The 23717-nt window shown below is 59.4% G+C and carries 22 protein-coding genes and 2 tRNA genes; 8 read left to right on the plus strand and 16 right to left on the minus strand.

Annotated elements, in window-relative coordinates:
• Positions 1-66 precede the first annotated feature (66 nt).
• The gene (locus tag RHSP_RS13815; protein WP_037151800.1) at positions 67-1518 is read left to right on the plus strand and encodes a DHA2 family efflux MFS transporter permease subunit; all 1452 of its coding nucleotides are present in this window, start codon (positions 67-69) and stop codon (positions 1516-1518) included.
• Between the two features lie 14 nt (positions 1519-1532).
• Here RHSP_RS13815 and RHSP_RS13820 read toward each other — a convergent pair whose 3' ends face one another.
• The 13 genes from RHSP_RS13820 to RHSP_RS13880 all read right to left on the minus strand — a co-directional run bounded on the left by RHSP_RS13820 (position 1533) and on the right by RHSP_RS13880 (position 13037).
• Positions 1533-3083, minus strand: coding sequence for a SpoVR family protein (locus RHSP_RS13820; RefSeq protein WP_004117858.1), 1551 nt, complete (start codon positions 3081-3083; stop codon positions 1533-1535).
• Positions 3083-4351 (minus strand): YeaH/YhbH family protein, encoded by a 1269-nt coding sequence (locus tag RHSP_RS13825; protein WP_004117861.1) that lies wholly within the window; start codon positions 4349-4351, stop codon positions 3083-3085. The genes RHSP_RS13820 and RHSP_RS13825 overlap by 1 nt, the downstream gene beginning before the upstream one ends.
• An 18-nt stretch (positions 4352-4369) precedes the next feature.
• A complete protein-coding gene (locus RHSP_RS13830) occupies positions 4370-6316 on the minus strand; it encodes a PrkA family serine protein kinase (RefSeq protein WP_004117863.1) in 1947 nt (648 codons plus the stop codon).
• A 337-nt stretch (positions 6317-6653) separates the two neighbouring features.
• Positions 6654-6729, minus strand: a tRNA-Phe gene (locus RHSP_RS13835).
• Positions 6730-6925: 196 nt separating this feature from the next.
• Positions 6926-7141, minus strand: coding sequence for a DNA gyrase inhibitor YacG (gene yacG, locus RHSP_RS13840; RefSeq protein ID WP_004117870.1), 216 nt, complete (start codon positions 7139-7141; stop codon positions 6926-6928).
• A gap of 4 nt (positions 7142-7145) precedes the next feature.
• The gene (locus RHSP_RS13845) at positions 7146-7766 is read right to left on the minus strand and encodes a Maf-like protein (protein ID WP_004117872.1); all 621 of its coding nucleotides are present in this window, start codon (positions 7764-7766) and stop codon (positions 7146-7148) included.
• 114 nt (positions 7767-7880) lie between these two features.
• Positions 7881-8099: a translation initiation factor IF-1 gene (gene infA / locus RHSP_RS13850; RefSeq protein WP_004117876.1), complete on the minus strand. Its 219-nt coding sequence runs from the start codon at positions 8097-8099 to the stop codon at positions 7881-7883.
• A 142-nt stretch (positions 8100-8241) separates the two neighbouring features.
• Positions 8242-8709, minus strand: a complete 468-nt coding sequence (locus RHSP_RS13855) for an arsenate-mycothiol transferase ArsC (protein ID WP_004117883.1) — start codon at positions 8707-8709, stop codon at positions 8242-8244.
• A gap of 5 nt (positions 8710-8714) precedes the next feature.
• Positions 8715-9188 (minus strand): UPF0262 family protein, encoded by a 474-nt coding sequence (locus RHSP_RS13860; RefSeq protein ID WP_037151803.1) that lies wholly within the window; start codon positions 9186-9188, stop codon positions 8715-8717.
• Between the two features lie 3 nt (positions 9189-9191).
• A complete protein-coding gene (gene hisD / locus RHSP_RS13865) occupies positions 9192-10490 on the minus strand; it encodes a histidinol dehydrogenase (protein WP_037151806.1) in 1299 nt (432 codons plus the stop codon).
• Positions 10491-10653: 163 nt separating this feature from the next.
• Complete coding sequence (locus RHSP_RS13870; protein WP_004117892.1) at positions 10654-11097, minus strand: DUF2948 family protein; 444 nt, start codon at positions 11095-11097, stop codon at positions 10654-10656.
• Positions 11098-11335: 238 nt separating this feature from the next.
• Positions 11336-12628: a UDP-N-acetylglucosamine 1-carboxyvinyltransferase gene (gene murA / locus RHSP_RS13875; protein WP_037151809.1), complete on the minus strand. Its 1293-nt coding sequence runs from the start codon at positions 12626-12628 to the stop codon at positions 11336-11338.
• Positions 12629-12788: 160 nt separating this feature from the next.
• Entirely contained in the window at positions 12789-13037 is a 249-nt protein-coding gene (locus tag RHSP_RS13880; RefSeq protein ID WP_004117897.1) for a hypothetical protein, read from the minus strand.
• Positions 13038-13192: 155 nt separating this feature from the next.
• On the opposite strand from RHSP_RS13880, the gene RHSP_RS13885 reads away from it, so the two are divergent.
• Positions 13193-13267: transfer RNA gene (locus RHSP_RS13885), tRNA-Thr, on the plus strand.
• A gap of 58 nt (positions 13268-13325) precedes the next feature.
• Here RHSP_RS13885 and RHSP_RS33585 read toward each other — a convergent pair.
• Positions 13326-15779: a P-loop NTPase gene (locus RHSP_RS33585; RefSeq protein ID WP_004117901.1), complete on the minus strand. Its 2454-nt coding sequence runs from the start codon at positions 15777-15779 to the stop codon at positions 13326-13328.
• Positions 15780-16218: 439 nt separating this feature from the next.
• On the opposite strand from RHSP_RS33585, the gene RHSP_RS13895 reads away from it, so the two are divergent.
• Positions 16219-17283 (plus strand): D-alanine--D-alanine ligase family protein, encoded by a 1065-nt coding sequence (locus tag RHSP_RS13895; RefSeq protein ID WP_004117903.1) that lies wholly within the window; start codon positions 16219-16221, stop codon positions 17281-17283.
• Between the two features lie 24 nt (positions 17284-17307).
• Here RHSP_RS13895 and RHSP_RS13900 read toward each other — a convergent pair whose 3' ends face one another.
• Positions 17308-17655 (minus strand): CAP-Gly domain-containing protein, encoded by a 348-nt coding sequence (locus RHSP_RS13900; protein WP_004117911.1) that lies wholly within the window; start codon positions 17653-17655, stop codon positions 17308-17310.
• Positions 17656-18096: 441 nt separating this feature from the next.
• Between RHSP_RS13900 and RHSP_RS13905 the strand changes: the two genes are divergently transcribed.
• Both RHSP_RS13905 and pdxA read left to right on the plus strand, forming a co-directional pair.
• Positions 18097-19278: a four-carbon acid sugar kinase family protein gene (locus RHSP_RS13905; RefSeq protein ID WP_004117913.1), complete on the plus strand. Its 1182-nt coding sequence runs from the start codon at positions 18097-18099 to the stop codon at positions 19276-19278.
• Positions 19275-20291, plus strand: a complete 1017-nt coding sequence (gene pdxA, locus RHSP_RS13910) for a 4-hydroxythreonine-4-phosphate dehydrogenase PdxA (RefSeq protein ID WP_004117914.1) — start codon at positions 19275-19277, stop codon at positions 20289-20291. Before RHSP_RS13905 ends, pdxA begins: the two co-directional genes overlap by 4 nt.
• Positions 20292-20296: 5 nt before the next feature.
• On the opposite strand, the gene RHSP_RS13915 is transcribed toward pdxA, so the two are convergent.
• On the minus strand, positions 20297-21211 hold the full coding sequence (locus RHSP_RS13915) for a LysR family transcriptional regulator (RefSeq protein ID WP_004117915.1): 915 nt from the start codon (positions 21209-21211) through the stop codon (positions 20297-20299).
• 112 nt (positions 21212-21323) lie between these two features.
• Between RHSP_RS13915 and RHSP_RS13920 the strand changes: the two genes are divergently transcribed.
• From RHSP_RS13920 to RHSP_RS13930, 3 genes are all read left to right on the plus strand, one after another.
• Positions 21324-22070 (plus strand): SDR family oxidoreductase, encoded by a 747-nt coding sequence (locus RHSP_RS13920; protein ID WP_004117916.1) that lies wholly within the window; start codon positions 21324-21326, stop codon positions 22068-22070.
• 103 nt (positions 22071-22173) lie between these two features.
• A complete protein-coding gene (locus tag RHSP_RS13925; protein ID WP_004117917.1) occupies positions 22174-22647 on the plus strand; it encodes a VOC family protein in 474 nt (157 codons plus the stop codon).
• A gap of 233 nt (positions 22648-22880) precedes the next feature.
• Positions 22881-23618 (plus strand): metallophosphoesterase, encoded by a 738-nt coding sequence (locus RHSP_RS13930; RefSeq protein WP_004117918.1) that lies wholly within the window; start codon positions 22881-22883, stop codon positions 23616-23618.
• The last annotated feature ends 99 nt before the right edge of the window (positions 23619-23717 follow it).

A 23717-nucleotide genomic window follows, 5' to 3' on the forward strand; every position in this document is an offset into this window, starting at 1 on the left:
TGGATAATGGTCATATCATTAGGAAACGCCTGCTCCCCCTCAGGCGGTGGAAAGCTATTATATTTTATGGACTCGCCTGATCTCAATCCGCAGGGCCAGACTTTCGCGGTCGAACGCGATCCCAGCCTGCGCTACATCATCCCTGCCGTCGTTGCCGTGGCCTTCCTGATGGAACAGCTCGATTCGACCATTCTCATCACCGCCGTTCCCGATATCGCCAGGAGCCTCGCTACCACCCCGGTGCGCATGAACCTGGCGGTGACGACCTATATCCTGTCGCTGGCAATGTTCATCCCGGTGAGCGGCTGGTTCGCGGATCGCTTCGGCACGCGTCGCATCTTCGCCCTCGCGCTCTTCGTCTTCACGCTCGGCTCGATCCTCTGCGGCCTGGCGACCAGCCTGCCCATGCTGATCGCAACGCGGGCGCTGCAGGGCTTCGGCGGTGCGATGATGACGCCGGTCGGCCGCCTCATACTCATCCGCAGTTTCCCGCGCAGCCAGCTGGTAACGGCGATGACCTATATGACCCTGCCCGCCGTCATCGGGCCGGTGATCGGACCGCTGCTTGGCGGGTTCCTGACCACCTATCTTTCCTGGCGCTGGATCTTCTGGGTGAACCTGCCTTTCGGGCTGATCGGCATGGCCATGGCGCTGCGCTACGTCGAAGACACTGAACGCGACGAGACGATCAAGTTCGATTTTCGCGGCTTCGTCATGGTCGGCGTCGGCTGCGTGCTGCTACAGTACGGGATCGAGAATATCGGGCGTCCCACAATTTCCGTCTGGGCCATATTCCTCGTCCTCGCCGCAGCCGGACTGCTGCTCGTCGGCTTCGTCCGCTATGCGAGGACGGCCGAAGCGCCGGCCGTGGACCTCACCCTGTTCAAGCTACGCACGTTCCGCATCGGCACGCTTGCCGGCGGCATCTGCCGCGTCGGGCTGAACGGCGTTCCCTTCCTGCTGCCGCTGATGCTGCAGGTCGGCTTCGGCCTGAGCCCGATCGTCTCGGGTACTCTGACCTTCGTCAGCGCCCTGAGTGCGCTTGTCGTCCGCCCCATATCGGTGAAACTGCTGAAACTCTACGGCTTCGACCGCATGTTGACCTGGAGCGCGGTGTTCGGCGCTACCGTCGTGGCCGGCTTCGCCCTGATCACGCCCGATACGCCGCACTGGTTCGTCATTCTCTATGTCTTCATCTTCGGGCTGGCGCGCGCGGCGCAGTTCATGACCTCCAACACCCTGTCATATTCCGAGACGCCGGCCGCACAGCTGAGCCGCGCAACCAGCCTCGGAGGCGTCCTGCAGCAGTTGAGCGTCAGCTTCGGCGTCTCCGTCGCCGCCATGCTGCTCGGTCTGGTCACGCTCGATGGATCGTCGCTGACGCCGGAGAAATTCCATATCGTGTTTCTGCTGATGGCGGTGATCCCGCTGTGCGGCATCCCCGGCTTCCTCAGGCTGCAGCCGGAAGACGGCATGCAGGTGAGCGGCCACCGGCGCCAGTCGGCACAATCCTCGTAGTCGATCCCGGCGCCTTATGCCGCAAGTGCGGACGCGCGGGGATGGACCAGATGGTCGCGAAGCACCGTACCGGAGCGGTCGACCTCCTGCATCAGTACATCGTAGCTCCAGAGATCGGCCAGGTGCTGCAATACGCGCTTGGCGTCCATATCCTCGAGCAGCGCACCGTTCAGCACCGTATGCTTGAGCAAGAGCCGCCTATCGCCCGCCAGATCGACGTCGACGATCTCGATATGTGGATCGATCCAGCCGACATCATATTGCCGCGCAAGCTCCCGGCGGATGCGCCGATAGCCGCGTTCGTCATGGATAGCAGCGACCCTCAGCCCCTCTTCCTCCTCCGGATCGTCGGTGAGCTGGAACATCCGCATCTTGCGCATCAGATGTGGGCTCAAAAACTGCGATACGAAACTCTCGTCGCGATAATTGGCCCAGAGATCGCGCAGCACCGCCATGGTGTCGCCGGTGCCGGCAATCTCTGGGAACCACTGACGATCCTCGTCCTTCGGCCTCGTCACGATGCGCTCGATATCCTGCATCATGGCAAAGCCGATCGCATAGGGGTTGAGACCGGAATAGCGCTGGTCGTTGAAGGTCGGCTGGAAAACCACGTTGGTATGCGATTTCAGGAATTCCAGGAAATCGCCGTCGCTGATGCCGCCGAGCTCGTGCAGCCTCGTCATGATCCGATAATGCACGTAGGTCGCCGTGCCCTCGTTCATTACCTTGGTCTGGCTCTGAGGATAGAAATATTGCGCGACATGCCGCACGATGCGGATGATCTCACGCTGCCACGATTTCAGCCTCGGCGCCATTTTTTCCAGGAAGTAGAGGATGTTTTCCTGCGGCAGACCCGCCAGGGAGCGCCGGCGCTCCAGATCGAGATCGGGCATCTTCTTGCCGGCTCCGACCGGAATCGTACGCCAGAGATCGTTGAAAATCTTCTCGTCATATTCGCGCCGCTCGCGCTCGCGCTTTTCCTCGTCGCGCAGGTCCGGCGTCTTCTTGCCGGCATAGCGATGGACGCCGTGCGACATCAGCGCATGCGCCGCATCGAGCGTGCGCTCGACGGCGGCATGACCATAGCGCTCCTCGCAGCGCGCGATATAGCTCTTGGCGAAATTGAGGTAGTCGAGAATGCCTTCGGCATCCGTCCAGAGCTTGAAGAGATAGTTGTTCTTAAAGAAGTGATTATGACCGAAGGCGGCATGCGCGATGACGAGCGCCTGCATCGTCGCCGTGTTCTCCTCCATCAGGTAGGAGATGCAGGGCGAGCTGTTGATGACGATTTCGTAGGCAAGCCCGCGCAGCCCCTTGCGATAGAAGGCTTCGTGATGGGCGAAATGCTTGCCGAAGGACCAGTGCTTGTAGAAGAGAGGCATGCCGATCGAGGAATAGACGTCAAGCATCTGCTCGGCGGTGATGATCTCGATCTGGTTGGGATAAACGTCGAGACCGAGCTCGCCGATGGCGATCTTCTCGCAGGCATCGTGGATTCGCTGGATGGTGGCGAAATCCCAGTCCGCACCCACAAAGAGCCGTTCCATCGATGCATCTGCCATCATCAGCTCCTTGTTTCAGCCGCCCTGCGCTGGAAAAGATCGTGGAAGACCGGATAGATCTGGCTGCGATCGTTCACCCGTCGCATCGAGAGTACCGGCCAACCCGCCTGTAGCCGCTCGTAGAGCGACCAGATCGCCGAGCCGGACGAAATCGCGACGCTGCGCGATTCGCCCACCTCCAAATAGGCGAAATACTGGCAAACCGGCAGGATCGCGCCAGTCATGAGGGCGGCCGTCGTGGCATTGTCGGAATAGGCATTATCGCCGTCCGATGCCTGAGCGGCATAGATATTCCAGTCCGACGGCGGGAAACGATCATGCACGATCTGCCGCATGGTTTCGAGCGCGCTCGAAACCTGAGTACCGCCGGTTGCCGGGCTGCGGAAGAAGGTCTCTTCATCCACCTCCTCGGCCACATCGGTGTGCCGGATGAAGACGATCTCGACGCGGCGGTACTGCCGGGTCAGGAAGATGTAGAGCAGCATATAGAAGCGCTTGGCGAGGTCCTTCATATGCTCCGACATCGAGCCGGAGACATCCATGAGGCAGAACATCACGGCCTGCGCCACAGGTTTCGGTTCGTTCTCGAAACGGCGGTAGCGGATGTCGATCGGATCGATATAGGGGATGCGCCGGACTTTCGATTCCAGCATCTTGATCTCTGCCTCGAGCTGCGCCCGACGCTTTTCGTCCTCGCACTCCTCCGCCTCTTCGATGAGCTTGGCGACCGTTTCCGGCTTGGGCCGGTGCAGCGCGACGCGTCGCATCATCGCCAGCCGCATGGTGCGGTTTATGGCGAGGTTGGCAGGCGACCCTGTCACGGAGTAGCCCGAGCGCACCGGATTGATCTGATCGGCTGACATCAGCCGCCGCTTGGCGAGGTCCGGCAGCTCGAGATCGTCAAGAAAGAGATCGAGGAATTCGTCGCGTGTCAGAATGAAGCGGAACGCGTCCTCGCCGGTGCCGTCGCCGCCGGCCTGCGGCCTGCCGCCGCCGCCCTCGGGACGCGGGAGGATGTCGCCCTCGATGAAATCCTTGTTGCCGGGAAGAATATGCTCCTTCAGCCCCTCGGGGCCGCGATGGAACCGAGGCTCCTCGGTTCCATCCAGTGGAATGCTGATTTCGCCACCTTTCAGAATGTCCTGAATGTCGCGTTTTTGAGAGGATTCATAGACCGCTCTTTGCACCAGCGCTTTTGCTCTTCGCAAAAATCGTTGACGATTTTCCAGACTTTTTCCGCCTGGGTTCAGGCGTCTGTCAACAATGTGCATTCCTTCTTCCTTGGTGGCTCATCCCGCCTGTTTCACGCGCATGTACCATTCCACAAGCCGCCGAACCTGGCGCTCGGTATAGCCCCGCGCGACCATTCGCTCGACGAATTCGCCATGTTTCTTCTCCGTCTCGCCGTCCTTCTTGGAACCGAAGGAGATGACCGGCAGAAGGTCCTCGACCTGGGAGAACATCCGTTTTTCGATGACTTCACGGATCTTCTCGTAGCTGGTCCAGGATGGGTTCTTGCCGCCATGGCTCGCCCTTGCCCTCAGGCAGAACTTGACGATCTCGTTACGGAAGTCCTTCGGGTTGGCGATGCCGGCCGGCTTCTCGATCTTGGTGAGTTCCTGGTTCAGGAGCTCGCGATCCAGAAGCTGCCCCGTATCGGGATCCTTGAAGTCGACGTCCTCGATCCAGGCGTCGGCATAGTCGACGTAGCGATCAAAGAGGTTCTGGCCGTAATCGGCATAGGATTCCAGATAGGCCTTCTGGATCTCGTGACCGATAAACTCCGCATAGCGCGGCGCCAGCTCGCTCTTGATGAACTCGATGTAGAGCTTCTCGGTTTCGAGCGGCAGCTGCTCCCTGCGGATCGACTGCTCCAGCATGTACATCAGGTGCACCGGATCGGCACCTATCTCGGTCGTGTCGTAGTTGAAGGTCGCGGCAAGAACCTTGAAAGCGAAGCGGGTGGAAGCCCCATCCATGCCTTCGTCGACACCGGCCGCATCGCGATATTCCTGCACGCTGCGCGCTCTCGGATCGGTCTCCTTCAGGCTTTCGCCGTCATAGACGCGAAGCTTGGAGAAGGCCGTCGAGTTCTCATGCTTGGAAAGCCGCGTCAGAACCGTGAAGCGGGCGAGCGTCTCCAAGGTCGACGGTGCGCAGGGCGCGTCGCTGAGCTCGGATTCCTCGATCAGCTTCTCGTAGATCTTCTGCTCTTCGGTGACACGCAGGCAATAAGGCACCTTCACGACGCAGATGCGGTCGATGAACGCCTCATTATTCTTGTTGGCCTTGAATGTCTGCCATTCCGACTCGTTGGAGTGGGCTAGAATGATGCCCGAGAAGGGTATGGCGCCAATATTCTCGGTGCCGATGTAATTGCCTTCCTGAGTCGCCGTCAGCAGCGGATGCAGCATCTTGATCGGCGCCTTGAACATCTCGACGAATTCGAGAATGCCCTGGTTGGCGCGGTTCAAGGCACCTGAATAGCTGTAGGCGTCGGGATCGTTCTGCGCCAGGCTTTCGAGCTTGCGGATATCCACCTTGCCGACCAGCGAGGAGATGTCCTGATTGTTCTCGTCACCCGGCTCCGTTTTGGCGACGGCAATTTGCCGCAGCCTGGAGGGCTGCATCCGGACGACGCGGAAGCGGGAGATGTCGCCTTCGAACTCTTCCAGCCGTTTCAGGCACCAGGGGCTCATCAGTCCCGTCAGGCGCCGACGCGGAATGCCGTAACGCTCTTCGATCATCGGCCCCATGGTCACGGGGTCGAACAGGCTGAGCGGGCTTTCGAAGACCGGGCTCAATTCGTTCCCGGCCTTGAGCACATGGATGGGATGAACTTCCATCAGCGATTTCAGCCGCTCGGCAAGCGATGACTTGCCGCCGCCGACGGGACCGAGCAGATAGAGGATCTGCTTGCGCTCCTCCAGCCCTTGAGCAGCATGCCGGAAGAAGGCGACAATGCGTTCTATCGTCTCTTCCATGCCGAAAAAGCCCGCAAATGCCGGATAGGTCCGGATCGTCCGGTTCATGAAGATACGCCCAAGTCTCGTGTCCTTGGCCGTATCGATCAGCAGGGGTTCGCCCATGGCTGCCAGTAGCCGCTCTGCCGCATTTGCGTACATGAGCGGGTCATCCCGGCACCCTTCCAGGTATTCGGAAAATGACATCTCGACTTCGCGCCGTGCTTCGAAAGTACGGGCGAACGTGTTGAATAGAACATCGTTGTTTGACATGGCGCCTCGATAGCTTGCTATTGCAATAAACGCCGGACTTAACGAGATCACTCATCCCGCTAGTATCTAAGGTGCGGTATCAGTCGCTTCGAATCAATAGGCGACCCATACAATAATTCGTACGCCTGATTATGAATGCCATCAACATCTTGATGTACTCGTACACCAAATTAATGAAGCACAACCTTCAAGTTGTTATGATGACAATAAACTCATCACAGGATGCATATTCTCACAATGGAACTTCTGCGGGCCTTCCGTATGAAGACCGATGTCAACGAGCGATTGGTCGAAGCCGGCGCTGCGTCCCATTGTCTGCATGATTTTGGAGAAAAGATGGTGCCCAGAGCCGGAATCGAACCAGCGACACGCGGATTTTCAATCCGCTGCTCTACCAACTGAGCTATCTGGGCATCCGAGCTTCGCGTCGAAGGAAGAGCCTTGAGAGGCGCTGGGCGGTTGGTTCGCCCCGGAAGCGAGCGGGGTTATAGCATCTTGTTCGGCCATGTCCAGCCGCAAATGACTCTTTTTTGACAGGAAATGGAATTTTGGTAATTCGCGAACAAAATGAAAGGGTTCGTAAGGTCGGACAGCGCGGGAAAACCACATTCAGCCTTGATCGGAGCCGTCGGCCTTCGTCTCATCCTCCGTCACGGGGATGGCATAGGAGCCGTTCAGCCAACGCGAAAGATCGAGCGAACGGCAACGATCCGAGCAGAAGGGATAGTGTTCGCGCACCGAAGGCTGGCCGCATTCCGCGCAAGGGCGCGGCTTGCGCAGTGGCTCGACCTTCGCGCCCACCTTGATCTCATCGATCTTCGCCATGTCGCTATCCTTCCTGCCATCCGGCGTGGACATCGAAGCCCTCGCCCGCTAGCAGCAGCATGGTTTCATAAAGCGGCAATCCCACGACATTGGTGTAGGAACCGACAAGTTTCTGTACGAAGGAGCCCGCGAGCCCCTGAATACCGTAGGCTCCCGCCTTGCCGCGCCACTGGCCCGATGCCAGATACATTTCGATATCGCGGCCGGAAAGCCGCTTGAAGCGCACCTTGGTCTCGACGACTTTCTGACGCAGCTTGCGGTCCGGCGTGATCAGGCAGATGCCGGTATAGACGACATGACCGCGACCGGAGAGCAGATGCAGCGCCGACGAGGCCTCGTCGATGAATTCCGCCTTCGGCAGGATGCGCCGCCCGACGGCGACCACCGTATCCGCAGACAGGATATAGCTGCCCTGCCAGGCGGCATCGCTTCTGACGGCCGCAAAGGCCGCCTCGCCCTTCTCCCCCGAAAGCCGCCGCGCAAGCGAGCGCGGATGCTCCGACTTCTTCGGCGTCTCGTCGATGTCCATGGGCATGAGGCGTGCGGGCTCGATGCCTGACTGGTGCAGGAGCTCGACGCGGCGCGGCGATCCGGAAGCCAGTATCAGCTTGTGTTTCAACGCCATCAGACCTCGACCTGTCATGCGGGAATGAGAACCGGCTCTAGAGCATGATGCCGAAAAGTGTCAGCGGTTTGCGGACGACATCGTGCTCGATTTCTTTGTTTCCAGAGCGGCCGATTACTTGAAACGATAGGTGATGCGGCCCTTGGTCAGGTCGTAAGGGGTCATTTCCACCAGCACCTTGTCGCCGGCAAGAACGCGGATACGGTTCTTGCGCATGCGGCCCGCCGTGTGGGCGATGATCTCATGCTCGTTTTCCAGCTTCACGCGGAAGGTCGCGTTCGGCAGGAGTTCGGTGACGACACCGGGAAATTCGAGGACTTCTTCTTTCGGCATTAAAGCTTCTTTTCCTGTCGGTTGGGGCCGGCGCCCATGGCAAAAAGCCGGGGGTCGCCAGAAATTGCGCGGAAACTACACAATCACCGCGGTTTTGTGAACCTCGTTGATAAGGGTTTCTGCATTTGTTTCATCGGCAGCTCTAAAGCGAACCGCGATGCTCCACAAGTCGGTTCTCGATCAGGCCCAGCAGATGGTCGCGAACTCCGCGATAGGCATCGAGAACCTGGTCGCGTGTGCCATCGGTCGCGGATGGGTCGATGGTCGGCCAATAGATGACCTCCACCGCCTTTGCCCGCGTCAATTCAAGGGCAGCATGATGGGCTTCCGGCGAGAGCGTGATGATGACGTCAAAGAAATCATCCTCCAGCTCTTCCATGGTTTGCGGCTGTCGACGACCGAGCGAAAGCCCGATCTCGTCCAGCACGACATCGACGAAGGGGTTGCGCTCGCCGGCCCGCACACCGGCAGACGCGACATAGGTGCCTTGCGGCAGCATGCTGCGCGCGATCGTTTCGGCCATCGGCGAACGGATGGCATTGAGCCCGCACATGAAGAGGATCGCGCCGGGCGCTTTGCCATTGTGCTCGATCGCCTGCGGCTGCTCCATGCCGGTCACCCGCGCCAATAAAGGACGCAGACGAGCGTGAAGAGTCGGCGAGCCGTATCGAAATCCACGGTGATCTTGCCGTCCAGCCGGTCCATCAGCGTCTGGGAGCCTTCGTTGTGAATGCCGCGCCGACCCATGTCGATCGCCTCGATGCGGCTGGGGGTGGCGGAGCGGATCGCCTCATAATAGCTCTCGCAGATCATGAAGTAGTCCTTCACGATCCGGCGGAATGGCGTCAGCGACAGGATATGCGTGGCGACCATGCTGCCGTCTTCGACGCGAATGTCGAAAACGAGCTTCTGGTCGACCAGCGACAGGTTGAGCAGATAGGGGCCGCCTTTATGCCCAACGGGCTCAAAGCTGTTTTCCTCGATCAGATCGAAGATGGCGACGGCGCGCTCATGCTCGACATCGGGCGTCGAACGGCCGATCGTGTCGTCCAGGACCACATCGCTCAGCCGAAAGACGCCCTTGGCCATGCCTTACCCTTCGAGATTGAGGCGGATCGCGACCGACCGCGCATGTGCGTCCAGCCCCTCGGAATTGGCGAGCGCGATCGCCGCCGGCCCGAGTGCACGAAGCTGCTCCGACCCGAGCCGCAGGATCGAGGTGCGCTTGACGAAGTCAAGCACCGAAAGGCCGGAGGAGAAGCGTGCGGAGCGGGCCGTCGGCAGCACATGGTTCGAGCCGCCGACATAATCGCCGATCACTTCCGGCGTGTGTCGGCCGACGAAGATGGCGCCGGCGTTGCGGACACCGGCGAGCAGCGGCTCGGGATCGTCGACCGCAAGCTCCAGATGCTCGGCCGCGATGCGGTTGGCAAGCGGAATGGCCTTCTTCAGCTCGGGAACCAGGATGACCGCGCCGAAATCGCGCCAGCTTGCGGCCGCCGTCTGCGAGCGGCTGAGCTGCTTCAGCTGCCGCTCGACCGCGGCTTCCACGGCCTTGCCGAATTCGGCATCGTCGGTGATCAGGATCGATTGCGCGCTTTCGTCATGCTCGGCCTGAGCAAGGAGATCGGCGGCAATCCAATCCGGATCGTTGTTCTTGTCGGCGATGACGAGCACTTCCGACGGGCCGGCGATCATGTCGATGCCGACGGTGCCGAACACTTGGCGTTTGGCCGCGGCCACATAGGCATTGCCGGGACCGGTGATCTTGGCGACCGGCTCGATCGTTTCGGTGCCATAGGCAAGCGCCGCAATCGCCTGCGCGCCGCCGATGCGGTAGATTTCTTCGACGCCGGCCATGCGGGCGGCCGCAAGGACGGCTGGATTGACCGCGCCGTCCTTGGTCGGCACGACGATGACGATGCGATCGACCCCGGCGACCTTGGCCGGCACGGCATTCATCAGCACCGAGCTCGGATAGCTCGCCGTGCCGCCGGGTACATAGAGACCAACGGCCTCGATCGCCGTCCAGCGCGAGCCGAGGCCGACGCCGAGATCGTCCTCATAGATATCGTCCTTGGGCAGCTGCCGGCAGTGATGCGATTCGATGCGGGTGGCAGCGACCTTCAGCGCGCCCAGAACTTCCGCAGGCACGGCCTCGATGGCGGCATCGATCTCGGCTTCGCTGACGCGCATCGGCGTCACGGCGAAATCGACGCCGTCGAACTTTTTGGAATAATCCGCAAGAGCAGCATCGCCGCGTGCCCGCACATCGTCGATGATGCCTCGCACCACGGCATTCACATCCTCGGATACTTCCCGCTTGGTCGTCAGGAAAGCGGCGAACTGCTGTTCGAACCCTTCAGACGCCTGATCCAGCCAGATAGCCAATGCTGATATTCCTCTTCCATCGAAACCGCGTTCAGCGGCCGTATCCAACCGTTTCAAGCCTAAAGCGCGTCGCGATCTTTCGGATTCGCTTCTGGCGCTTCAGATCTTTGACCTTGCGCATGTCGTTGTCGCAAAACCGCTGCACACTTTTGCGCGACATGCTTTAGTCGCCCGCATCCGGATGCCGGGGCTTATGGGCCGTTTCCCACGCGCCGCCGATATCCGCAAGCTGGGCCTCGATGCATTCGACATCGAGCGCGATGGTGGCCTGGCCGGCAAGGGCCAGCTCGATCGTGCCGTCAGGCCCCTCGCCCCTCGGATCGAAGCGGATGGCGAGCAGCGACAGCACCTCATCACCGTTGCGCCGGTTGATGCCGTTGGAACGGACCGCCTGCACGCGCTTGAACACCAGCGCTGCACGATGGCGCTCGTAAGGCTTGCTGCGCCGATCCGATTGCTCCCAGGCGAAGCGATTGGCCGCAAGCGAAAACTGCTCTTGCTTCGGGGCATAGGACATGTCGCCGACCTTGAAGACGCTATCCTGCATATAGGCAGAAATGACATCCAGGTCTTCGTTGTCGAGTGCCATTAGCTTGAGATCGCTCATTCGCCCTTTATCCCCGATCGCGCCAGTCGAACGCCGTTTCCTGCGTTTCTCTTCTGTGGACATAAGATGAGAGCACAAAAGACGCAACCGAAGAAAACGGGCGTGCCCCGCTCTCTTCGTGCCAACAAACGGAATTACCGTATTCCATGCGAAACCGAACAGCGGCTTTGCTGCCACGGCACATGCAAAATCACCGGCCGGAAGCGGGAAGCGCCAACCGGAGAGATCGCGGCGCGCCTTAGTCGCTGATGCGCTCGACGATGGCGCCGCAGCGCGTCAGCTTGTCTTCCAGCCGCTCGAAGCCGCGGTCGAGGTGATAGATGCGCGACACCAGCGTCTCGCCCTCGGCGGCGAGGCCGGCAATGACGAGCGAAACGGAGGCGCGAAGGTCCGTCGCCATGACCGGGGCGCCCTTCAGCTTTTCCACGCCCTCGATGCGGGCCGTCTGGCCTGACAGAGAGATCTTGGCGCCGAGGCGGGCAAGCTCCTGCACATGCATGAAGCGGTTTTCGAAGATGGTCTCGGTGATGTGCGAAATGCCCGAGGAGCGCGTCATCAGCGCCATGAACTGCGCCTGCAGGTCCGTCGGGAAGCCGGGGAACGGATCCGTGACGACGTCGACGGGCTTGATGCCGCCGCCGTTGCGCATGATGCGGATGCCGTTATTGGTCGGCGAAACATCGGCGCCGGCGCGACGCAGGCTTTCAAGCGCGGTGTCGAGCAGCGCCATGTCGGTATTTTCGAGCGTGACGTCGCCGCCGGTCATGGCGACGGCCATAGCATAGGTGCCGGTCTCGATACGGTCGGGCAGCACGCGATGGCGGGCGCCGGAAAGCGAGGTGACGCCCTCGATGGTGATCGTGCTGGTGCCGGCGCCGGAAATCTTGGCGCCCATGGCGATCAGGCAGTTGGCAAGATCGACGACTTCAGGCTCGCGGGCGGCATTGCCGATCACAGTCGTACCGCGGGCAAGCGTCGCGGCCATCATCAGCACATGCGTCGCGCCGACCGAAACCTTCGGGAAGACATAGCGGGCGCCGATGAGGCCGCCCTTCGGCGCGGTGGCGTTGATATAGCCGCCGTCGATTTCCATGGTGGCGCCGAGCGCCTCTAGCCCCTCGATGAAGAGATCGACCGGGCGCGTACCGATGGCGCAGCCGCCGGGCAGCGAGACACGCGCCTGTCCCTCGCGGGCGAGCAGCGGCCCGATGACCCAGAAGCTCGCGCGCATCTTGGCGACGAGCTCGTAAGGTGCGGTTGTGTCGACGATGGTGCGGCAGGTGAAATGGATGGTGCGGGAATAGCCGTCTTCCTGACGCTCGCGCCGGCCGTTGACGGCGACGTCGACGCCGTGATTGCCGAGGATGCGCATCAAAAGCTCGACATCGGCCAGATGCGGCACGTTTTCGAGCGTCAGCGTATCGCTGGTCAGAAGCGAGGCGATCATCAGCGGCAGGGCGGCATTCTTGGCGCCGGAGATCGGAATGATACCGTTGAGCTCGTTGCCGCCGACAATCCTGATACGATCCATGTGTGCAATACGGGCGAGGCCCGCCTTTCCTGAAGTTCCGTGCGCCACGTCCACGCGCCTGGGGAAAAAGCGCTGTTTAGACGAAATAGATTAACGCATCAATTCGTTTGATGATGGGCGACATCAATCATTGCGATTCGTCCATTTTTGCGGCAGCGCCCTACTCATCCCCCGTTTTTACAGGCTTTGCTTTTGCCGCCGGCAGCCCATCCGTCTCGTCGGCCTGGCCGGCGCGGCGCGCCCGCACCTGCTGTTTGCGCCGCGAAAGATTCTCCCTGAGCTTCTGCGCCGCACGCTCCCGCCGCCGATCCGCCTCGGTGATCTGCGTCACGCCTTCGCCTTCCTCGCCGGGCGTCGAACCACCCTGCAAAGCCTGCTCTTCATCGATTTTCGTCTTGTCTGCACCCATGGCTTTTCCATAGCCGAAAACCTCAGCCTTCAAAAGACCGGCACATTTTTTCCAACAATCTTTCAAAGAACTTGCAATTTGCGGCTTGCACTCCGCCCCGACCTATGGCAATAGCCGCCTCGCCCAATACGGCGCACCTATCAGCGCCACGGATTGCTGCTATAGCTCAGGGGTAGAGCACTCCCTTGGTAAGGGAGAGGCCGAGAGTTCAAATCTCTCTAGCAGCACCAGCTTTTCTTGATATCAACTGTGGGTATTAACTCCATATATTGCGTAAAGCTAACGCATCTATAGTTTTACTCGCCGCCGAAGTGACGCGACTATCTCAACCACCTCATTTTCCTTCGAAAATCGATAGTCTGCTGTTGTCAAATGAGACCGCAGGGCATCGCGCTGCTGAGCGTCTAGACTGCCGCCGTGTTCTAGGTATCGGTCCGTTCCTCTGAAAAGAGCAAGAAAGGGCTGAATTGCCCGTCTGGACCAAAGCGCCTCCTTCTCAATAGCTTTAGCCAAACGATCAAACGCTTCGTTGAAGCTTGCCGTCATGGAGTATCCTGGAACAAGCATCTGAGTCATCAATATCTTCCCCAGAGTCGTCAGGCCAAATGGATGCAATTCAATTGCTACCGCGTGACGCGCGTGCTGAACTGCTTGGTCGAGATGCTCTATCGCATCATCGTCTTCAGAGTTGCGCTGATAGTTCGCCAGATTGAGCAGCGCAACTTGCTCCCAGTAGCGAGAGTTCCACTTCCAACGTTCTCTTGTCGCGTCATAGAACTGCTCAGCGGCATTACCAAGAAGCTTTCCCGAGATATCGTCATAGTCGAACAGACGACCAGCAAGACGCGCCTCGGGTGTTCGCCGCTTGATCGTCGCTCTACTTACGAACGGTTGCAGCTCATTCGCAAGTGATATGAAAGTTCGGAGAAGGCTTGGCCTAAAATTAGATATAGCGCGCTCAAGCACATTTTCCGCAAACGTCGAATTCTCCGGAACAACATAATCTCTATCTCGATCAGAATATGCAAGCGGTAAAGGATTTTGACTATCGAATTGTTTCCTAATACCTTTTCTTTCGGCCGCACCGAGAAGAATTTCATACCTCAAACCGCCCATAAAACAGTGCTGAGCCAGTGCCGTGCAGAGATAGCGGTCAAACTCGTCCTCAGACGCATCACCGATAATATCATCAACGATTCTCTCAAGGGGTTTAAAATCGTTCAATATTCGGCAGCACGCAACCGCAATCGGATCTTTAGATAGACGTTTCGCGTAGTTTTTCCTATGCTTAAGTATATCGTGGTCCCCGAGATTTCCTGTTTCGAAGTATTTATCGATCAGACGTTCAGCGTCGATCTCAGACAGAGTGAGTGAATCCGAAACAGTTAAGTTCGTATCGTGCAACACAGTCTGAAGATAATTTGATCGATATGAGCGCTCTGCGGCCAATACAACCACGTCAGATCGATTAACTCTACCAAGTGTTTCGGCGATCGCTGCTGCTTGATCGGCAAAATTGTCAACCAGCACAACAATCGGCCCTTCAATCGCATTTAATACTTCTGAGGTCGTCCTATCTATCCGACTTAAAGCGGAACATACGAATGTTTTAATCCCGCGTTTTGCAAGCTCGAATGCTGCTCGCCGAATCACGGTTGTCTTTCCAGCACCAGCTCTTTCAGCAAGTAGAAGCAACTTTGCGGGCGACGTCGCGTCCTGCAACATCTGTTCGATCTGAACGACGAGGTCAGCGCCGGTCGACCTAGCTATATCTAGATTCCCTGCAAGATCCTGCCACGTCGGCAAGTGTCCATATTGGAAGCGTGAATTAGTGGAGGGACTCGCGCTGCCGGGAATAAGTTCGAAATCAGAGTGAAAGGCAATAGATGCTGATCTAGTAATTCCCGTAGGCATCAATGCCTGGAATTCGTTTGGAATCAATTCTTCTGGCGTCGGCGGATGGGGGAGTTTCGCTTTACAATATTCGAGAAATTCAGATGTCCAGCCGCGAAAATGAAGAAGATTGTGCCGCCTGCATAAATCGGCAGTTATTGCATCGTCCTCCTTGGTTACAAGGATTGATGGCCCTCTATCGTCTCGTGAAGTTAATTCTGATCTATAAGACAAATAGTAATCGAGATCCGGCTCATCCAGACTGGTTCCCGAAATCACCATCGGCTCGCTTTTGATAAATGTCGATAATACCGACATCCAAGGATTTATTGTCTGCACCTGCTGTATATAATGCTCTCTTGAAAAGACGTACCCTTTCTCAGGAGCTTGCACATAGCCATGCAAATGTATTACCATAAGCTCTGATAAATTTGACGCTTCCCTGAATTCATCTTTATAATGAATTGATATTAAGCGTTGCTTTTTTACACTTGAAGTATATTCATTTTCTATTACATCATCTATATTCCATGTAAATAAGCGCTTCCATATAAAATGCGACAAGAGCTTCGGCGTCGGGCCTGGATGACATTCGGAAAACCGCTTTGTTACATGAGGTTCGATTTGATCCTCTCTCAAAAGAGAAAAAACCCTCTGAAGAGAGTGTTTAGAGGCAGCGCCAGTTACTCCACATAGTTCTTCTTTAAAAGACTCCCCGCTAGGCAACAATCCGAATGCATTTCTGGAATCCATGCTAGCGCCGGCACCCAAAAGTAGATTGTATTGGCCTGCTGCAAGTGATGAAATAAAAGCGTCATGTTGCGACGATGTAATATTCTTGAACGTCACCAGCTTTCCTCCGAACGCGCACGCGGACTCTACATTTTTTATGTGCGAGCCGCCATAAGTTGCCAACGCTTGGCAACGTTGATCAGTGTCACTGACTTTCTCACATGGAGCTTATCTTGCCACAAAGCAAAACGATTTGTTGATTGCGACCGCAAGAGAAAGCAATCCAAGATTGCTTTAAGCTACATCACATTCAATCAAACGAAAATAGGCGTCAGGAAGTTGGAAACCCGGTCGGATCGCCTGAGCGAAGTAGTTTGCCATTTCCGGGCGTCTGAGGGCGCAAACAAGTAGACAGAAAGCATCGCTTTAGCCATTCATACGAATGGGCGCCAGTACGCTATTGTTGAAGGTCACCACCCCTACCCCAATTCCGCTGCAATCCCCCGTATAACCCCTTCTCCCATCACATCCGCCTTGGCCCGGGAGAGAAGCCTCTATGTCGAAACTACGCGTCGCCGTTCTGTTTGGTGGCCAGTCCACCGAGCATGAGGTTTCCGTCATGTCGGCCCGCAATGTCGTCAAGGCGATCGATGGCGGCAGATATGAGATCGTACCGATCCTGATCGATCGCGCCGGGCGCTGGCTGCTGGTGGAGAAAAAGGGCGGCGCGTTGCCGGAGCCGGTTGCCTATGAAGGCAGGCAAGTCTGCCTGGTTCCGGGCGGCGAGGGCCGGCTGATGGCGCTGGAAGGTGCTGGCGCGCGCGAACTGCCTGCGGTCGACGTACTGTTTCCGGTGCTGCATGGGCTGAACGGCGAGGATGGCTCCATTCAGGGCCTCGCCCAGATCGTCGGCCTCCCCCTCGTCGGCTGCGGCATTCTGGGCTCGGCCAACGCGATCGACAAGGACATGGCAAAGCGCCTGCTGCGCGAGGCCGGCCTGCCGGTGGCGCGCTCCGTCACGCTGACGCGCGGCGAAAAACCTGACTTCGAGGAGATCGCAGCCACGCTCGGCTCGCCCGTCTTCGTAAAACCCACGCGCCAGGGCTCGTCGGTCGGCGTCAGCAAGGTGCAGGATGCCGTAGCGTTCGAAAGCGCGCTGGCCGAGGCCTTCCGGCATGACCGCAAGGTGCTGGTGGAGGAGTTCGTGCGCGCCCGCGAGATCGAATGCGCCGTGCTGGAACAGCCTGACGGTACGCTCTTCGTATCCGTGCCGGGCGAGATCACGACGGCCACGACCCACGGCTTCTATTCCTACGAGGCGAAATATCTCGATCAGCATGGCGCCGTCGTCACCGTGCCGGCGGATATTCCGGCCGAGACGGCCGACGTGCTGAAGCGGATGGCGGCCGATGGTTTTCGCGCGCTCGGCTGCGAGGGGCTGGCGCGCGTCGATTTCTTCTTGGCGCCGGATGGAAGCGTCGTCATCAACGAGATCAACACCATGCCCGGCTTCACCAATATCAGCATGTATCCCAAGGCCATGGGCGCCTCCGGCATTTCCTATCCGGAGCTTGTCAGCCGCCTGATCGAGCATGGGCTTGCTCGGGCGCGGCAAACCTAGTTCGCAGGTCGGCGACGCACGCCCTCAGACCTTTTCCGTCTTCTTGGTCTTGACCTTCGGCTCGACAGGCGCATCGGGCGTCGGTGCCAGCAGCTTTCTGAGCGAGGCGATCTTGTCCTTCACCAGCGGGCGGAAGCGGCTGGCGCGATAGGGCATGTCGGCGGCGCCATAACCTTCCGGGCCGTCATCATTGCCGCGATGGATCTCCTCCAGCTTCACGCCGATGAAGGTGCCGTCGACATAATGCGTGTATTCGCCGACCCAGCGGATGGTGTAGATCGTTCCCTTGCGGATCAGCTGATCGATGCTGACATGCTTGAACTTGTCGTCGATGCAGACGACCTTCTGGCCCACATGGAAATCGTAACTCACCCTGCCCTCCTTGAAGCAGTCGAAGCAACTCGGCCGCGTCGTTCAGATACAAGCATAGCCGCATATGCGCCAGTGGGTAAACGCGAGCTGAGGTCGCAGCCACACTGATGAAATAGCAGGCAGTTGCGTATGGGCAGGTTAGCCCCTCATCCGTCCTCTCACAGTTTCGCTTCGCTCGACCGTTCGAGTCCACCTTCTCCCCGCATGCGGGGCGAAGGGGTTTGAGAGCATCGCCCCCTCTCCCCGTCAAAACGCGGAGAGGGCTGGGGTGAGGGGCACTTTTGTTCCATATGCGATAGCCTTGCATGAATCGGTGACAAAGCAACCCGTTGACATCCTTCATGGAAGGCTGAAGATTGCGCTTCGTCCGAGCAGCCGTAAGGCCTGGCTTTCACGTCCGTATCCGATACCCGCAAGGCCCGCTGAAGGCTCGTTAAGTTGATGCCCACCCTCCGCCTCATCGCTGACGACCTCACCGGCGCGCTCGATACCGCAGTCGAATTCGTCGGTGTCTACGGGCCGATCGAGGTGCAGCGGGAAGATGCGCTGCCGGCAAACCTGCCGGATTGCCTGGCGGTCGATAGCGGCACCCGCGAGAAAACGGCCGCCGAAGCCGAGATGATCGTCGGCGGCATCGCGCCGCTGCTGGAGGGCGCCGATCTTGCCTTCAAAAAGGTGGATAGCCTGTTTCGCGGCCCCTGGGCGGTAGAGCTCGCCGCCTGCTTTCGGCTTGGCCACTGGCGGCATTGCATTCTCGCGCCGGCCTTTCCGCATCACGGACGGCACACGAGGGGCGGACGACAGGTGCTGTTTGCCGGGAAAGACGCCTGGCGCGATGTCAGCGGCGATCTTGTTGCTCACTTGCGCGCGGAGGGACTGCCAGCCTTCAATACGACGCTTGGCCCTGAAAACCAGCCCATTCCCGATGGCATCCATGTTTTCGATGCCCATTCGGACGACGATCTGGATGCCGTCATCGCATGGGTCTCCTCGCAGCTGGAGGGACCGGTCCTCTGGAGCGGCACCGGCGGGCTGGCCCAGGCCCTTGCACGGAATATCGACCTGGCGACGCATCATCGCCTTCATCCCGAAAAACACTCAGGCAAAAAGCGCACGGCGCTTGCCGTGCCCGTTTCGCGCCGGCTGCAAAGGCCGGTGCTCGGCCTGTTCGGCTCCGATCAGCCGATCACTTTGGCGCAGCTCCAGGCCTGCGGTCCTTATTGGCTGAAGCTTGCGGAAGGTGCGGATGCCGATGCCGTCGATCACCAGATCCAGCAGGGCGGCGTCGCCATGGTTAGCCTCGACCTACCGATGGGGCTCGAGCGCGACGACGCAGCAAGACGCATCGCAGCAACTTTCGGCGGCATCGCCAAAGCGCTGCGGGCCCCCGCCACATTGATTGTCGCCGGTGGCGAGACCTTGAGAAATCTCTGCGCGGCGCTCGACGTCACCGCCCTCAGCATTACCGGCCAGGCAGCGCCCGGCCTTCCACGCTCGACGATTGTCGGTGGCCCTTGGGAAGGCACCACGGTCATCTCCAAGTCGGGCGCATTCGGCGGCCCGACCCTATGGCGCGATCTCCTGAGTGAAAACGCGCTGATCGCCGGAGGAGAAGAACCATGACGCGGCATCTGGCAATCACCATGGGCGATCCCGCCGGCATCGGTCCGGAAATCATCGTCAAGGCCGCAGCCCGGCTGAAGGATCGACTTGATCAAGGTAAGCTGAAGCTAACGATTATCGGCAGTGGCCCTGCCTTGCTGCGCGCAGAAAAGCAACTCGGCCTCGACATCGAAATCCCAGAAGTGCAGATGGAAGGTGACTGGCCGAACCTCTGCTTCATCCAGGCCGATGCCGAGGGCGAACCTATCCTGCCGGGCCAACTTTCCGCCGATGGCGGCCGCATGGCCTTCAAGGCGATCGAGAAGGGCGTTCAGCTCGCCATGTCAGGCAAGGTCGGCGGCATCGTCACCGCGCCGCTCAACAAGGAAGCGCTGAACAAGGCCGGCTTCCATTATGCCGGCCATACCGAACTGCTGGCGGAACTCACCGGTGCGCGCGGCTCGGTGATGATGCTCGCCCATGGCAGTATGCGCGTCAGCCACGTCACCACCCATGTCGCGCTGGAGGATGTGCCGAAGCGCCTGACGCCCGAGCGGCTGCGTCTCGTCATCGACCTCACGCACAAGGCGCTCAAAAATCTCGGCATCGCCAGCCCGAAGATTGCGGTGGCGGCGCTCAATCCGCATGCCGGCGAAGGCGGGCTCTTCGGCCGTCAGGATATCGATATCTCCGCGCCCACCATCGCCAAGGCCGTCGAAGATGGGCTCGATATCGTCGGCCCCGTCCCCGGCGACACCGTCTTCGTCAAGCTGCGCGCCGGCCAGTATGATGCCGTCATCGCCATGTATCACGATCAGGGACATATCCCGGTCAAGCTGCTGGGTTTCGAGATCGACCCGGCAACCGGCAAATGGATGGATCTTTCCGGCGTCAATATCACGCTTGGCCTGCCGATCGTGCGCACCTCCGTCGATCACGGCACGGCCTTCGACATCGCCGGCAAGGGCATCGCCAATGAGCGCAGCCTGATCGAGGCGATCGAATTCGCCGAAAGGCTTGCGGCCGGCCGTTAGGAGCCCTAGAGGACCGCCGATGTCTCGCCAAGGAGCTGATCGGTGCGCTCGGCGAGCAGCGTAAGGAAGGCTTTCGTCCTCGCCGCAGGGCGCGGTCCTGGCGGATAGATGGCATGGACGTCCACTCGCCTGAACTCATAGGAGGGCAGTACCGGAACGAGCCTTCCTTCGGCGATTTCCCGGCCGCAGACGGGAGCGAACAATGCGCCTATTCCCCTTTCCGCCAGCACCGCCTCCATGAGTGGCCTCCAGTGATTGACGCGCCATGCGGTACGGATGGGCACTTCTATCGGCGCGCCGTCTGGACCGATCAGATGCAACCGCTCATCCGCCGCGAAACCGGCGACCCTGATGAAGGGGTGCGCCGCAAGCTCCATCGGTTCACGCAGCAGCCCGTGCCGCTCGATATAGCCGGGAGCAGCCAGCGCGAGCCGCCGCATCGTCCCCAGCCGACGGGCAATGAAATTGCCGCTGCCGATCTCGCCGATGCGGATGGAGAGATCCACGCCCTCGGTCATCGGATCGACAAAGCGATCATTCAAGGTCACATCGATCGCCAGAGCCGGATGCCGTGTCTGGAATTCGACGAGCAGCTTCGGCAATGTCATCTCTCCAAGCCCATGCGGCGCTGCGATCCGAAACGTTCCGGTCAGCGACGTCTCAGCTGAAGCGACGGAAGCCTCCGCTTCCTCGGCGGCTTCTATGGCACGTTTGGCATAGTCGTAGAAGCGCGCGCCGGCGTCGGTCGCCTGCACCGAGCGCGTCGTCCGGTAGAGGAGCCGCGCCCCCAGATGCTTCTCCAGCTTCTCGACGCGTTCGCTGACGGTGGGCTGACCGAGGCCGAGATCGCGGGCGGCGGCCGAAAGGCTGCCGCGTTCGACGACACGAGTGAAGATGCGCATGGCGGAAAGCATATCCATGACAGTATTCTATCGCCTTTTACGATAAATGACATCGCTATTCACTTCCTTCCAAAGCATATGCCGATCGACGATCTTCGGGCCGGTCAACAATCCAATCGGAGAACCAGTCTTGCAGACCAGCACCATTCCAACTGAAAATACGCAGTCCCAGCCGTTCCAGGGGCAGAATATCGTCATCATCGGCGGCTCCTCGGGGATCGGGCTCGCAACCGCCAGGCAGGCCAAGAATGCCGGCGCGAATCTCTTTCTGGTATCCCGCAATCCGCAACGTCTTCGGGACGCTGCCGAAGCGATCGGCGGCGCGACCCAGATCGTTGCAGACATTGCGGCGCCGCAGCCGGCGATATTCGCAGGGATCGACAGGATCGATCATCTGCTGATCACGGCCGGAACGGTGCACCTGCAGTCGCTCAAGGATCAATCGGAAGCGGATCTCCTGAAGGTCATCAGCGAACGCCTGATCGGGCCTTTGCTCACCGTCAAGGCTGCTCTTCCCCTCCTGCATGCCGCAAGCTCGATTACCATGACCTCCGGTCAGTTCGCCTCCCGCCCCGCCGCCATCGGTGCCGTCGTGGCAGCCGCCGTTGCCGCTGTCGAAAGCACGGTTCGCGCTCTCGCCCTCGAATTATCGCCGATGCGCATCAACGCGGTTTCGCCGGGATGGGTGGATACCCCGCTGCTCGACGGGTTGATGGGTGAAGCCAAGCGGCAGGTGCTCGAACAAACCGCCTCGACCCTGCCCAGCCGCAATATCGGCCGGCCGGAGGATATCGCCCAGGCCATCCTCTTCCTGATGGCGAACCGCTTCGTGACAGGAGAGGTTTTGCATATCGATGGTGGCGGGCGGTTGGTATAAACGCCACTGCCCGGCACGGGTTCGAAAAAATTTTCGCCCCCCTTGTCGGCCTTGCCGCTCCTCTTTCGTCCTAGGGGCATCTAATAGGAGAGAGGAGCACACGATGTCCAAGATTGCCCCATGCCTGTGGTTTGCACGAGAAGCAGAGGAAGCAGCGAACCTCTATGTTTCGCTCTTCCCGAATTCCCGTATCGATCATGTGCAGAAGAACGTTATCGACACTCCCGCCGGTAAGGCGGATCAGGTTCTGGTCGTCAACTTCACGCTTGCCGGTCAGCGCTTCATGGCGCTGAACGGCGGCAACCGCATCGAGTTCACCCATGCCATCTCGCTGGAGGTGGATTGCGTCGATCAAGCCGAAGTCGACCGCCTCTGGGACGGACTTGCCGATGGCGGAACACCCGTGGCATGCGGTTGGGTAACGGACCGTTACGGCGTTTCCTGGCAGATCGTGCCGACCGTGCTCAGCAAGTATATCGCCGATCCGGATCCGGCCAAGGCCGCCCGCGTCATGCAGGCGATGATGCAGATGGTCAAGCTCGACATTGCCGGCCTCGAAGCCGCCTATCGCGGCTGACCATCGTGACCATTCGGGAGGTCGTGCAACGCGCAGCCTCCCGAAGACGACGCTAAAATTCCCCGCAATTTCAAGGGTTCAGACCAATGCCGGTGCCCGTAAGACTTGCGGCAAATCGATGCCTGGAATAGCGTCCCACATAGGCTCGTCAAAGGCGGGTTTCTTGATACCATTTCAAGCAATTGGACTGCCGCGGCCGTTCAGGCGCGACCCGGCGGGAAACGGCCGATTTCATGCAGCATCAGCGAGACCGCATCGATCTCACCGGACGCGACTATACGGCGATCTATGCATTGAGCGATATCCATGGCAGCCACGATGAGATGGTGGCTGCCGAAAGGCGCATTGTCGAGGATGCCCGCAACCTTCCCGGCCGAAAACTGCTGATGTATCTCGGCGATTATGTCGATCGCGGCCCGCATTCGAGCGATGTGCTTGCGCATCTCTGCGCCCCGCCGCCGGAAGGCTTCGACCGCTACGCGCTTTGCGGCAATCATGACGATGCCTTCTTGCGCTTTCTGGACGATCCCAACGCCAATATCCATTGGCTTGAATTCGGCGCTCTGCCGACACTTCTGTCCTATGGCATCGACGCCAGACATGTGCTTTTCGACCTGGGCTATAGCATAGAGGACTTGCGCGACCTGACGCTCAAGGCAATGCCGCCAGCACATCTCGATCTGCTACGCTCGCTGGCCGTAGCCGTCACTCTCGGCTCGATGCTCTTTGTCCATGCCGGCATCCAGCCGGGCGTTGCTTTAAGCGAGCAGACGGACGAGGATATGATGTGGATCCGCGAACCGTTTTTGTCTGAGGGACCGCAATTGCCCTTGCTGGTAATCCACGGTCATACGCCTGGTTCGCACCCCGTCTTCGGCCAGGGCCGCATCGGCATCGACACAGCCGTCTCCATGGGCGGAACACTGACGGTTCTCAAGATCGCCGACGGCAGGCAGACCATTCTGCTTTAGGGTATTTCCAGGAAAAGTGCGCAGCGGTTTTCCGTTCGGAATGCACAAAGAAACAAGAGGATAGAGCGCTTTCGCGATTCGAGGAAAAGCGGAAACGCT

The organism is Rhizobium freirei PRF 81, assembly GCF_000359745.1.
In the GTDB taxonomy this organism is placed as follows: Bacteria; Pseudomonadota; Alphaproteobacteria; order Rhizobiales; family Rhizobiaceae; genus Rhizobium; species Rhizobium freirei.